Here is an 11,471-nt window from a genome sequence, read left to right as displayed (position 1 = left end):
TTCGTCCTGCATTATTCTACGGGACCAGTGTGCCCGAAAACTCGCCAATCCTCACGGCGTACGGCCAGCGCCAGCCCCGCTTGCCACATCGAGCAGGCCGCGCACGCGCAGCCACTCCTCGGCCCGGCGCGGCCACATCGAGGCGTTGCCCAGGCCCGAGCGCATGCCCATGCCATGCTCGCCGTGCTCGAACAGGTGCATCTCGGCCGGCACCTTCGCGCGCGTCAGGGCTTGATAGAACAGGATGCTGTTCTCGACCGGCACCGCGGCATCGTCCTGGGTATGGATCAGCAGGGTCGGCGGGGTGCGCGCCGTGACCTGGCGCGCGACCGACATCAATTCGATGTCCGCGGCGCTCGGCGAAGGTCCGAGCAGGGCGGTGCGCGATCCGCCGTGGGCCGCCGGTCCGTCGAGCGCGATCACCGGATACATCAGCATCAAGAAGTCGGGCCGCCCGCTGACCGCGTCGAGCGCGGCGCCCGTGCGGCCGAGCGGATGGTCGAACAGGGTGCCGGCGCTGGCCGCCAGGTGGCCGCCGGCCGAACTGCCCATCACGCCGATGCGATCCGGCTGCAGCTTGTGCCGGGCCGCCTGCGCGCGCACCAGGCGCACCGCGCGCAGCACGTCCTGCAGCGGCGCCGGATGACCGAATTCGCGCATGCGGTATTTGAGGACGAAGGCGGTCACGCCCAGGCTGGACAGCCAGCGCGCGTGCTGCTCGCCTTCGCGCACGATGGCCAGGCGCTCGTAGCCGCCGCCCGGGCAGATGATGACCGCGCTGCCGTTGGCGCGGTCGACCGCGGGCGGGTACACGGTCAGCGTGGGATCGGCCACCCTGCTGATCCTGCCGTCGACGAAGCGTTCCGGTTCGAGGCCGGCCCTGGCCCCCGGCACGCCTTCCGGCCAGAGCGGGATCGTGGCCGGCGCGGCGGGCCAGCCTGCTGCCTTGGCCGATGTGGATGCGGCCAGCATGGCGGCGCCGAGCTGTTTCAAGAGGTGTCTCCTTGTTATGTGCATAGCTGTCCCTGGTGATCGTTGTGATGATGGTCTGGCGACATGGCCCCGATAGTGGCCATGCTAAAATAGTCCTCTTCTGAGGGAATTCCCTTACTGTAATACTGTCCCATAAGCCCTGTTCCTACAGGGCTTTCGATTTTTGCCTGATTGTCCTTTCGTATTCGGAATTCTCCCATGGAAATTAAAGTCAACTTCCTCGACAAGCTTCGCCTGGAAGCCAAGTTCGACGATTTCACCGTCGTCGCCGACCAGCCGATCCGCTATAAAGGCGACGGCTCGGCGCCGGGGCCTTTCGATTATTTCCTGGCTTCGTCCGCCCTGTGCGCGGCGTATTTCGTGAAGTTGTACTGCAATACCCGGAATATCCCGACCGAGAATATCCGCCTGTCGCAAAACAATATCGTCGACCCGGAAAACCGCTACAAGCAGATTTTCAAGATCCAGGTCGAGCTTCCGGCCGACATTTCCGAAAAAGACCGCCAAGGCATCCTGCGCTCGATCGACCGCTGCACGGTCAAGAAAGTCGTGCAGGAAGGTCCCGATTTCGTGATCGAAGAGGTGGCCAACCTCGACGCCGACGCCCAGGCCCTGCTGACGGTGCAGCCTTCGTCGGCATCGCAAACCTATATCCCCGGCAAGGACCTGCCGCTCGAGCAGACCATCGCCAATATGTCGGGCATGTTGGCCAGCTGGGGCATCAAGATCGAGATCGCTTCGTGGCGCAATATCGTCCCCAATGTATGGTCGCTGCATATCCGCGATGCGCATTCGCCGATGTGCTTCACCAACGGCAAGGGGGCGACCAAGGAAAGCGCGCTGGCCTCGGCCCTGGGCGAATACATCGAGCGCCTGAACAATAACCACTTCTATGCCGGCGCCTTCTGGGGCGAGGACATCGCCAACGCGCCCTTCGTGCATTATCCGAACGAGCGCTGGTTCAAGCCCGGAGCCGGCGATGCGCTGCCCCCGGAGATCCTGGATGGATACAGCCTGGAGATCTACGACCCCGAGGGCGAATTGCGCGGCTCGCACCTGGTCGACACCAATTCGGGCAATGTGGAGCGCGGCATCGTGTCGCTGCCCTTCGTGCGCCAGTCCGACGGCGAAGTCGTGTATTTCCCATCGAACCTGATCGAGAACCTGTATGCCAGCAATGGCATGAGCGCCGGTAATACCCTGGCCGAGGCGCAGGTGCAATGCCTGTCCGAGATCTTCGAGCGCGCCGTCAAGCGCGAAATCCTCGAAGGCGAAATGGCCTTGCCGGACGTGCCGCAAGAGGTATTGGCGAAATATCCGGGCATCGTGGCCGGTATCAAGGGCCTGGAGGAGCAGGGCTTCCCGGTGCTGGTCAAGGATGCCTCGCTGGGCGGCCAATACCCGGTGATGTGCGTGACCCTGATGAATCCGCGCACCGGCGGCGTGTTCGCATCCTTCGGCGCGCATCCGAGCTTCGAGGTGGCGCTCGAGCGCAGCCTGACCGAACTGCTGCAGGGACGCAGCTTCGAAGGCCTGAACGACCTGCCGCGGCCGACCTTCGCCAGCGAAGCCGTGACCGAGCCGTATAACTTTGTCGAGCACTTCATCGATTCGAGCGGCGTGGTGTCGTGGCGCTTCTTCAGTGCCAGGGCGGACGTCGACTTCGTCGAGTGGGATTTCACCAGCCAGGGCGAGAACGCGAACGCCGAGGAAGCCGCGACCCTGCTCGCCATCCTTGAAGAGATGGGCAAGGAAGTCTATACCGCCGTGTACGACGAGCTGGGCGCCGTGGCTTGCCGCATCCTGGTGCCGGGTTATTCCGAGGTGTACCCGGTCGAGGACCTGGTGTGGGACAATACCAATAAATCGCTGCTGTTCCGCGCCGATGTACTGAACCTGCACCGCCTGGACGACGACAGCCTGGAAGCGCTCCTCGAGCGCCTGGAAAACAATGAGCTGGACGAGTATTCCGATATCGCTACCCTGATCGGCGTCGAGTTCGACGAAAACACCGACTGGGGTCAGCTGACGGTGCTCGAACTGCGCCTGTTGATCAACCTGGCGCTGCAGCGCTTCGAGGACGCCCATGAACTGGTGGGCGCCTTCCTGCAATACAACGACAACACCGTCGAGCGCGGGCTGTTCTACCAGGCCCTGAACGTGGTGCTGGAGGTGGAGCTCGACGACGAACTCGCACTCGACGACTACGTCGTCAACTTGCGCCGCATGTTCGGCGACGCGCGCATGGATGCGGTGCTGGGCTCGGTCGACGGCAGCGTGCGTTTTTACGGCCTGGCGCCGACCAGCATGGCGCTGGAAGGGCTGGACCGACATCACCGCCTGATCGACAGCTACCGCAAGCTGCATGCGGCGCGCGCCAAAGCCGCTGCGACTTTGTCCTAGATCATCATCCGTCTGATCCGGCCCCTGTTCGCAGGGGCTTTTTTTGCCGTTCGGCCACGCCATCGGTAGAATCGTCGTGTTCGCCCGCACATGATCACCGCAGTCTCCGAGGGGAAGCCCGATGCGCGACGCAATCATCATCGGCGCCGGCCACAATGGCCTGGTCTGCGCCTGGTACCTGGCCCGCGCCGGCCTGAAGGTCACGGTGCTCGAGCAGCGCGACGTCGTCGGCGGCGCCGCGGTCACCGAAGAATTCCACCCCGGCTTTCGCAACTCCGTGGCCGCCTACACGGTCTCGCTGCTCAACCCCAGGGTCATCCACGACATGGCGCTGGGCCGGCACGGCTTGCGCATCGTCGAACGTCCGCTTTCCAATTTTCTCCCGTTGGACGATGGCCGCTACCTGAAGATCGGCGCCGGCCAGACCGCCGCCGAGGTAGCCAAGTTCTCCCAGCGCGACGCCGATCGCCTCGACGACTACCAGCGCCACCTGGACATCGCCGCCGACCTGCTGCGCGAACTGGTGCTGCAGACGCCGCCCAATCGCACCGAGGGCGGCTGGCTGGCCGCGCTGCCCGAGCTGGCCAAGGCCGGCAGGCTGGGTAACCGCATGCGCAAGCTGCCGCTGGCGGCCCAGCGCGAACTGCTGGACCTGTTCACCAAGTCGGCTGGCGACTATCTGGACGGCTGGTTCGAGAGCGATCCGATCAAGGCCGTGTATGGCTTCGACAGCGTGGTGGGCAACTACGCCAGTCCCTACACGCCCGGATCGGCCTATGTGTTGCTGCACCACGTGTTCGGGGAGGTCAATGGCAGGAAGGGCGCCTGGGGCCATGCGATCGGCGGCATGGGCGCCATCACCCAGGCGATGGCGAAGGCGGCACAGGCGCGCGGCGTCGAGATCCGCACCGGGTGCGCGGTGGCCGAAGTGCTGCTGGAACAGGGTCGCGCGACCGGGGTGGTGACCGGCAAGGGCGAGCGGCTCGACGCCCGGGTGGTCGTCTCGAACCTGAACCCGCGCCTGCTGTATACGCGCCTGGTCGATCCGGCCACGCTGCCGGGCGACTTCTTGCGCCGCATGGAGGCCTGGCGCTGCGGTTCCGGCACCTTCCGCATGAACGTGGCGCTGTCCGAGCTGCCCGATTTTACCTGCCTGCCGGGCAGGGCGCCGGCGGCGCACCACGGCAGCGGCATCGTCATCGCCCCGAGCCTGGCGTATATGGAACGCGCCTACCACGACGCGCGTGCGCACGGCTGGGCGCGCGCGCCGATTGTCGAACTCCTGATCCCGTCCACGCTCGACCCGACGCTGGCGCCGGCCGGCCAGCATGTGGCGAGCCTGTTCTGCCAGCACGTGGCGCCGCAGCTGCCAGACGGATCGAGCTGGGATGCGCACCGCGAGCGCGTGGCCGACCTCATGATCGAGACCGTCGACCGCCATGCGCCGAACTTCAAACGCTCGGTGCTGGGACGCCAGATCATGAGCCCACTGGACCTGGAGCGCACCTTCGGCCTGGTCGGCGGCGATATCTTCCACGGCGCGCTGGGCCTGGACCAGCTGTTCTCGGCGCGTCCGATGCTGGGCCACGCCGACTACCGCGGCCCGGTGAAGGGGCTGTACACCTGCGGCTCGGGCAACCATCCGGGCGGCGGCGTCACCGGGGCGCCGGGCCATAACGCGGCGCGCGAGGTGCTGCGCGACGTCGCGCGCTAACGTGCGAGGCGCCGATGGCCCGCTGCCCGTTCGCCAGCCAGGTGCCGATCAGTGGCGGCGCCGGTCCCTACACGGGCGGGCCGTTCCGGATCGTCCACCACACCACCGAGGGCAGCACCGCGCGCAGCGCCTTCGAGACCTATCGGCAGGCGCGGGTCGATCCGCATTTCACGGTGGATCACGAAGGCATCTACCAGCACATCGATACCGCCGTCGCGGCGCGCACGCTGCGCAACAACCGTGGCGTGCCGCCCGAAACCAATCTGCTGTCGGCGATCCAGATCGAGGTGGTCGGCTTCGCCCACCTGCCCAAGCGTGCCGCCACCTTGGAAAACATCGCGCGGCTGTGCCGCTGGATCGAGGCGACCCATGCCGTCGCGCTGCACTGGCCGAACGGCTTGCCGAAGCCCGCGCGCGATGGCCGGGACCCCGGTGGGCACAGTCGCGACCCGCTTGTCTGGAGCGCCGAATCGGGCCATTACGGTCACTGTCATGTGCCCGAGAACATCCACTGGGACCCGGGGTACGCCGAGGACGAGGTGCATTTCATCATGAACGGCCCTGGCGGCGCCGCGCTGCAGGCGTTGCGTGCCCAGCGGCGCCGCGCATCGATCGCGGAGCCGACCCAGCGCCAGTTGCGCCGCGCGCGCAGCACGATGCCGGGCACTGAGAGGCGATTGTCCATTCGCCTGGCATGGACAGCCCGGCCCGGGCCGGCGTAGACTGCGACCATGATCATCTCGTCCGCCCTCGACTTTCGCGAAGCGGCACGCCGCCGGCTGCCGCCCTTCCTGTTCCATTATCTCGACGGCGGCGCCGGCGCCGAGCAGACCCTGCGCAGCAACGTCGACGACCTGCAGGCTGTCAAGCTGCGCCAGCGCGTGCTGCGCGGTTCCGAAGAGCTCGACCTGGGTGTGGACCTGTTCGGCGAACGCTACGCGCTGCCGATCGCGCTGGCCCCGGTGGGGCTGGCCGGCATGTATGCGCGGCGCGGCGAGGTTCAGGCGGTGCGCGCTGCCTGTCACCGGGATATCGCCTTCATCCAGTCGACGGTGTCGGTCTGCCCGCTGGCCGAGGTCGCGGCCAAGGCGTCGAAACCGATCTGGTTCCAGCTGTATGTGCTCAAGGACCGCGGCTTCATGCGCGACGTGATGCGCCGTGCATGGGAGCTGGGTTCGAGGACGCTGGTGTTCACGGTCGACATGCCGGTGCCGGGCGCGCGCTACCGCGATGCGCACAGCGGCATGAGCGGCGCGAACGGGCCGCTGCGGCGCGTGCTGCAATCGATGCTGCATCCGCGCTGGGCCTGGGACGTCGGCCTGCACGGCCGGCCCCACGACCTGGGCAACATCTCGGCCTACCGCGGCAGCGCCGCCGGCCTGGCCGACTACATCGGCTGGCTGGGCGCGAACTTCGATCCGGGCATCGCCTGGCAAGACCTGCAGTGGATCCGCGACGAGTGGCAGGGCAAGCTGGTCATCAAGGGCATCCTCGACCCGGACGACGCGCGCGACGCGGTGGCCTTTGGCGCCGACGGCATCGTGGTGTCGAACCACGGTGGGCGCCAGCTCGATGGTGCGCCATCGAGCGCCGAAGCGCTGCCCGCGATCGCGGCGGCGGTGAAGGACCGGTTGACGATCTTCGCCGACGGCGGCGTGCGCACCGGCACCGACGTGTTTCGCATGCTGGCGCTGGGCGCCGACAGCGTCCTGATTGGCCGCGCTTTCGTGTATGCGCTGGCGACCGACGGCCAGCGCGGTGTCGATCGGCTGCTGCAGATCATGGAGAAGGACTTGCGCACCACGATGGTCTTGACCGGGGTGCGCTCCGTGGGCGAGATCGGGCCGCATCTGCTGGCGCGTTGACCAAGCGCGCCCGGACTGGCTGGAATTGAGAGGCGGCAACTTTAATTGCCGTTGGGGTAGGCGACGCGGCTTGTCGCACCGCCGCGTTTCCTGGGAATGTTTTGTCGACGGGGCATACCAGGTTTCATCTCGGCGTTTCGCTCCAACAGTTCGCTCAATCTTACAAGGAAGACCATGCCAAGAAGACATGCCGGCCGCGCGATCATCGTGCTCGAATCGCCGTGGGAACTCGATAACGAAGACGCGAATCGAAGCAGCGTGCTGCCCTTCGTCGAGGGCGTGGCCAAGCTGGCGGGCGACATGGATGTGCTGCACGCGAATTACTATGACGAAGCGAGCAAGGAAATCGCGATGAAGTGCCTGGCGAAGTCTCCCTATCGCAACACGATCGTGTACATCGCCGCGCATGGCGATGGCGACCAAGCGGGGCACGTCGAGCTTCTGGATATTTTCGAGATCGTGGAGAAGTATGCGGAAACCTGCAACATTACTGGCGTACTGATTGGTTCGTGCTACGGCGCAAAGGATTTGCTCAACCTCGAGGTGGGCATCGAGGGAGGCGGGCTGCGCTGGAGCGCGGGATATGCATCCAGCGCATACTGGCTGCCTCGCACGCAGGTCGACTGCGCGATTCTGGCGCGGATGTCCGAGCTTCCCCCGGCCGCGTACCGCAGCGCCGACCGGATGATCAATGTGCTGGGTGACGCAATCAGCACGTTTTCGCCCCGGGGGCCGATAGGGAAGGACAGTGATGGCGACGAAGTGTCGCTCGCCGACTCCTTGCGGTTCATGGTCCAGCCCGAGGGCCAGGGCCACAAGGCGCGCGACGTCAGCGAGCCAGTGTTCGCGCGTCACGAGGACAATCAGGTCTGATGCCTCTCGTGGCGGGTCTCGGCGCCCGTCGGGACAAGCTCTTAGCGCACGTCGAGCAATTCGACGTCGAAGATCAGGCTCGCATTCGGTGGAATCGGACCTGCGCCGCCGGCGCCATAGCCCATCTCGGGCGGCAGGATCAGGGTGCGCTTGCCGCCGACCTTCATGCCTTGCACGCCTTCGTCCCAACCGCGGATGACCTGGCCGGCGCCGAGCTGGAAGCTGAACGGCGAGCGGCCGGCCGAGGAATCGAACTGGTTGCCGCGCAGCGATTCGGTGCCCGGCGCGTACAGCCAGCCGGTGTAGTTGACCACGGCGGTGGCGCCGGCCACGGCTTCCTTGCCGGCGCCGGGGACGGTGTCGATCTTCTGGAAGGCGACGGCCGGCGCTGCAGGCGTGGCCGCCGTGGGCGCCTTGGCGCGGTCGCAGCCGGCCAGGGCGAGCGTCAATCCAAGGCCGAAGACGCAGGAAGACAGCAGGTGTTTCATAGGGTTCTTTCTTGAAGGTTGGCGAAATGGAATCCCGGCAGCATACCCTGCGCCGCGCCAGAAGCCAACACCGCTTGCACGCTCACTCGTCGAACAGGGCCCGCTCGGCATCGAACGCCTCGACCAGGTAGTCGACGACGGTGCGGATCGGCAGGTCCTTGCGGTCCTGCCCGCGGGTCAGCAGCCAGATCTCGCGCGCTGGCGGCGCCGGCGCCAGCGCGCACTGGCGCAGCCCAGGTGCGCTGCGTCCGATGTAGTGGGGCAGCAGCGCGATCCCGACGCCGGCGCCGGCCGCCGTGGCCTGCGCCACCTGGTTGTTGGCCCGGAACGCGACCCGCGCGCGCGGGTGGTGGCGCGCCAGCCAGACCGCTTCGGGCAAGTAGGCATTGGCCTCGTCGAAGCCGATGAACACGGGTTGTTCGCCGTTCCCGATGCGTTCGCACAGGGCCGGCAGGCCATAGAAACCGAAACCCATGCGGCCCAGCGGCCTGGCGAGGACGTCGCCATCCTGCGGCCGTCCGAGCCGGATCGCGATATCGGTCACGTGGCGCTCCAGGCTCACCGCACGCAGGTCGGTGGCCAGGTCGATGTCGATGCCGGGATGCTGCAGCGGCAGCCGGGCCAGCCTGGCCACCAGGAAGCCCTGGGACAGGCCCGGCGGCGCATTCACCCGCACCAGGCCGCGCGGCGCGCCATCGCTGGGGCCGCGCCCGAGGGTGTGCACGGCCGACTCCATCGCATCGGCCGCAGCGAGCGCGTGCGTGCCCGCGGCAGTCAGCACGTATCCCTCGGGGCGCCGCTCCACCAGCTTTTCGCCAAGCGTCGCTTCGAGCGAATGCAGGCGGCGCGAAATCGTCGAGTGGTTCGTCGACAGCGCGCGGGCGGCCGCCGACAGGCTTCCATAGCGCGCCAGCGCCAGGAATACGCGGATGTCCTGCCAGTCGGGCTCTGTGCGTTTTTTCTCAGTCATTGATCAAGAATAGCGGATTTTCGAACAGGCGGCCGGGGGCTATCTTGGTCTTGCCGTCGCGGCCTTGCGTGCCCGGGGCACTTCATCCAGCCAAGAAAGGGAATACCATGAACCATCATCAGAAAGTCGCGATCGTCACCGGCGCCTCGCAGGGCCTGGGCGCCGGCATCGCCCGGGCCTTCCTGGAGCGCGGCTACCGCGTGGTCGGCACCTCGCGTTCCATCCAGCCGTCGAGCGACCCGAACTACCTGACGATCGCCGGCGACATCGGCGACCCGGCCACGGCCCGGAATGTGGTGGAGCAGGCGCTGGCCCGCTTCGGCCGGGTCGACACGCTGGTCAACAATGCCGGCATCTTCATCGCCAGCGAATTCACGGCGTACACGCAGCAGCAGTACGACGACATGCTGGCCACTAACCTGAACGGCTTCTTCCACACCACCCGGCACGCGCTGCGGGCGATGCTGGAGCAGGGCGGCGGCCATATCGTGCAGATCACCACCACCCTGGTCGACCACGCCAATTCGCAAGTGCCGTCGGTGCTGGCCTCGCTGACCAAGGGCGGCCTGGCCGCCGCCACGCGCAGCCTCGCGGTCGAATACGCCGCCCGCAATATCCGCGTCAATGCGGTCTCGCCGGGCATCATCAAGACGCCGATGCACGCGCCCGAAACCCACGCAGCGCTGGCCGCCTTCCATCCGGTGAAGCGCCTGGGCGAAGTGGCCGACGTGGCGCAGGCCGTGCTCTACCTCGAGGACGCGGGCTTCGTGACCGGCGAGATCCTGCACGTCGACGGCGGCCAGGTCGCGGGTTCCTGAACCGGTTCCACCGAAGGAGATAAGCATGCCCTACGTGAACATCAAGGTGACCCGCGAAGGCACGGCGCCCGGCGCCAGCGCCACCACGCCGGAACAGAAACGCGCGCTCATCAAGGGCGTCAGCGAGCTGCTGTACGAGGTGATGGGCAAGCCGCCCGCCACCACCTTCGTCGTGATCGACGAAGTCGAGCTGGACAACTGGGGCGTCGGGGGCGTGACCACGCCCGAATACCGCGCCAGGCTGGCCGGGGAGGGCGGCCGCTAGCCGCCGGCGGGGCCGACGCGTTGGTGCATTTCGGTCAACACCGTGAGCACGGCCGCGGGCCTACCGGACGGCCTTCGCGCTGACTACGATGACATCGCTGCCAGTCGCCCGACTGGCCTGGCCCGCGCAGGCGGGCCGTCCTATAAAGGAGATGTCATCATGAATGCACGAGACAATGCGATCCGGCCGGCCAGGCCGGATGCCGAAGAACTGGTCCCATCGCGCTACGCCCTGGCCATCGGCGAGATCGACGTGCTGGTGGTCAGCGACGGCGTGCTGCCGCTGCCGGCCGCCACCATGGCCACGAATGCCGAACCGGCCGACCTGGCGGTCTGGCTCGACCATATGTTCCTGCCGCCGGACGCCTTCGACTGGCCGCTGAACGTGCTGGTGGCCAGGAGCGGCGACCAGGTGGTGCTGGTCGATACCGGCCTGGGCTCGCAATTTCCCGGCTTCCCGCGCGCCGGCCAGACGCCGCACCGCCTGGAGGCCGCCGGCATCGACCTGTCTGCCGTGACCGATGTCGTGATCACCCATATGCATATGGACCACATCGGCGGCCTGCTGGTCGACGGCCTCAAGGAACGCCTGCGCCCCGACCTGCGCATCCACGTGGCCGCGTCCGAGGTGGCGTTCTGGGCCACTCCCGACTTCACCCAGACCGATATGCCGGAACCGGTGCCGGACGTGCTGCGCTCGACCGCCAAACAGTTCATGGACATGTATGGCGACCATCTGCACACCTTCGACGAGCAGTGCCAGGTCGCGCCGGGCGTGCTGGCGCGCCGCACCGGCGGCCATACGCCCGGCCACTGCGTGGTCGACGTCGAATCGAACGGCCAGCGCCTGACCTTCGCCGGCGACGCCATGTTCCCGGTCGGTTTCGACCATCCCGAATGGCATAACGGCTTCGAACACGATCTGGACGAATCGACGCGCGTGCGCCTCGCGCTGTTCCGCGAGCTGGCGGACAACGGCGGCCTGCTGGTCGCCACCCACCTGCCGTTCCCCTCCGTCGGCCGGGTGGCGGTCGAGGGCAACACCTTCCGATGGGTGCCGGTGTTCTGGGACCACTGAGGCTA

General features: G+C 67.0%; 11 protein-coding genes. 8 read left to right on the top strand and 3 right to left on the bottom strand.

Features of this window, described 5'->3' with window-relative positions; all coding sequences use genetic code 11:
- Positions 1 to 51 precede the first annotated feature (51 nt).
- A complete protein-coding gene (locus E8M83_RS14770) occupies positions 52 to 993 on the bottom strand; it encodes an alpha/beta hydrolase (RefSeq protein WP_229491537.1) in 942 nt (313 codons plus the stop codon).
- A gap of 198 nt (positions 994 to 1,191) precedes the next feature.
- Here E8M83_RS14770 and E8M83_RS14765 point away from each other — a divergent pair, with 198 nt between their 5' ends.
- The 5 genes from E8M83_RS14765 to E8M83_RS14745 all read left to right on the top strand — a co-directional run bounded on the left by E8M83_RS14765 (position 1,192) and on the right by E8M83_RS14745 (position 7,848).
- Positions 1,192 to 3,396, top strand: coding sequence for an OsmC domain/YcaO domain-containing protein (locus E8M83_RS14765; protein ID WP_137174102.1), 2,205 nt, complete (start codon positions 1,192 to 1,194; stop codon positions 3,394 to 3,396).
- A gap of 121 nt (positions 3,397 to 3,517) precedes the next feature.
- On the top strand, positions 3,518 to 5,110 hold the full coding sequence (locus E8M83_RS14760; RefSeq protein WP_137174101.1) for an NAD(P)/FAD-dependent oxidoreductase: 1,593 nt from the start codon (positions 3,518 to 3,520) through the stop codon (positions 5,108 to 5,110).
- A gap of 14 nt (positions 5,111 to 5,124) precedes the next feature.
- Positions 5,125 to 5,832 carry an N-acetylmuramoyl-L-alanine amidase gene (locus tag E8M83_RS14755; protein WP_137174100.1) on the top strand — a complete coding sequence of 236 codons (708 nt, stop codon included), beginning with the start codon at positions 5,125 to 5,127 and terminating at the stop codon, positions 5,830 to 5,832.
- A 9-nt stretch (positions 5,833 to 5,841) separates the two neighbouring features.
- Positions 5,842 to 6,975, top strand: a complete 1,134-nt coding sequence (gene lldD, locus E8M83_RS14750; protein ID WP_137174099.1) for an FMN-dependent L-lactate dehydrogenase LldD — start codon at positions 5,842 to 5,844, stop codon at positions 6,973 to 6,975.
- A 174-nt stretch (positions 6,976 to 7,149) separates the two neighbouring features.
- On the top strand, positions 7,150 to 7,848 hold the full coding sequence (locus tag E8M83_RS14745; RefSeq protein ID WP_137174098.1) for a hypothetical protein: 699 nt from the start codon (positions 7,150 to 7,152) through the stop codon (positions 7,846 to 7,848).
- Between the two features lie 41 nt (positions 7,849 to 7,889).
- On the opposite strand, the gene E8M83_RS14740 is transcribed toward E8M83_RS14745, so the two are convergent.
- Both E8M83_RS14740 and E8M83_RS14735 read right to left on the bottom strand, forming a co-directional pair.
- Positions 7,890 to 8,336 carry an FKBP-type peptidyl-prolyl cis-trans isomerase gene (locus E8M83_RS14740; RefSeq protein ID WP_137174097.1) on the bottom strand — a complete coding sequence of 149 codons (447 nt, stop codon included), beginning with the start codon at positions 8,334 to 8,336 and terminating at the stop codon, positions 7,890 to 7,892.
- 82 nt (positions 8,337 to 8,418) lie between these two features.
- Positions 8,419 to 9,306: a LysR family transcriptional regulator gene (locus tag E8M83_RS14735; protein WP_137174096.1), complete on the bottom strand. Its 888-nt coding sequence runs from the start codon at positions 9,304 to 9,306 to the stop codon at positions 8,419 to 8,421.
- 107 nt (positions 9,307 to 9,413) lie between these two features.
- Here E8M83_RS14735 and E8M83_RS14730 point away from each other — a divergent pair, with 107 nt between their 5' ends.
- From E8M83_RS14730 to E8M83_RS14720, 3 genes are all read left to right on the top strand, one after another.
- Positions 9,414 to 10,124, top strand: coding sequence for an SDR family NAD(P)-dependent oxidoreductase (locus E8M83_RS14730; RefSeq protein WP_137174095.1), 711 nt, complete (start codon positions 9,414 to 9,416; stop codon positions 10,122 to 10,124).
- Positions 10,125 to 10,149: 25 nt separating this feature from the next.
- On the top strand, positions 10,150 to 10,389 hold the full coding sequence (locus E8M83_RS14725; protein ID WP_137174094.1) for a 4-oxalocrotonate tautomerase family protein: 240 nt from the start codon (positions 10,150 to 10,152) through the stop codon (positions 10,387 to 10,389).
- A gap of 159 nt (positions 10,390 to 10,548) precedes the next feature.
- The gene (locus tag E8M83_RS14720; protein ID WP_137174093.1) at positions 10,549 to 11,466 is read left to right on the top strand and encodes an MBL fold metallo-hydrolase; all 918 of its coding nucleotides are present in this window, start codon (positions 10,549 to 10,551) and stop codon (positions 11,464 to 11,466) included.
- Positions 11,467 to 11,471: the final 5 nt, after the last annotated feature.

The organism is Massilia sp. HP4 (assembly GCF_005222695.1).
In the GTDB taxonomy this organism is placed as follows: domain Bacteria; phylum Pseudomonadota; class Gammaproteobacteria; order Burkholderiales; family Burkholderiaceae_D; genus Telluria.
The sequence above is the reverse complement of the archived record's forward strand: the minus strand, read 5'-3'. Positions and strand labels throughout refer to the sequence as shown.

Excerpts from the sequence above, each read along its gene's own strand:
- E8M83_RS14745 (WP_137174098.1), top strand. The coding sequence starts at position 7,150 with ATGCCAAGAAGACATGCCGGCCGCGCGATCATCGTGCTCGAATCGCCG.
- lldD (WP_137174099.1), top strand. The coding sequence starts at position 5,842 with ATGATCATCTCGTCCGCCCTCGACTTTCGCGAAGCGGCACGCCGCCGG.
- E8M83_RS14760 (WP_137174101.1), top strand. The coding sequence starts at position 3,518 with ATGCGCGACGCAATCATCATCGGCGCCGGCCACAATGGCCTGGTCTGC.
- E8M83_RS14740 (WP_137174097.1), bottom strand. The coding sequence starts at position 8,336 with ATGAAACACCTGCTGTCTTCCTGCGTCTTCGGCCTTGGATTGACGCTC.
- E8M83_RS14720 (WP_137174093.1), top strand. The coding sequence starts at position 10,549 with ATGAATGCACGAGACAATGCGATCCGGCCGGCCAGGCCGGATGCCGAA.
- E8M83_RS14725 (WP_137174094.1), top strand. The coding sequence starts at position 10,150 with ATGCCCTACGTGAACATCAAGGTGACCCGCGAAGGCACGGCGCCCGGC.
- E8M83_RS14765 (WP_137174102.1), top strand. The coding sequence starts at position 1,192 with ATGGAAATTAAAGTCAACTTCCTCGACAAGCTTCGCCTGGAAGCCAAG.
- E8M83_RS14755 (WP_137174100.1), top strand. The coding sequence starts at position 5,125 with ATGGCCCGCTGCCCGTTCGCCAGCCAGGTGCCGATCAGTGGCGGCGCC.
- E8M83_RS14730 (WP_137174095.1), top strand. The coding sequence starts at position 9,414 with ATGAACCATCATCAGAAAGTCGCGATCGTCACCGGCGCCTCGCAGGGC.
- E8M83_RS14735 (WP_137174096.1), bottom strand. The coding sequence starts at position 9,306 with ATGACTGAGAAAAAACGCACAGAGCCCGACTGGCAGGACATCCGCGTA.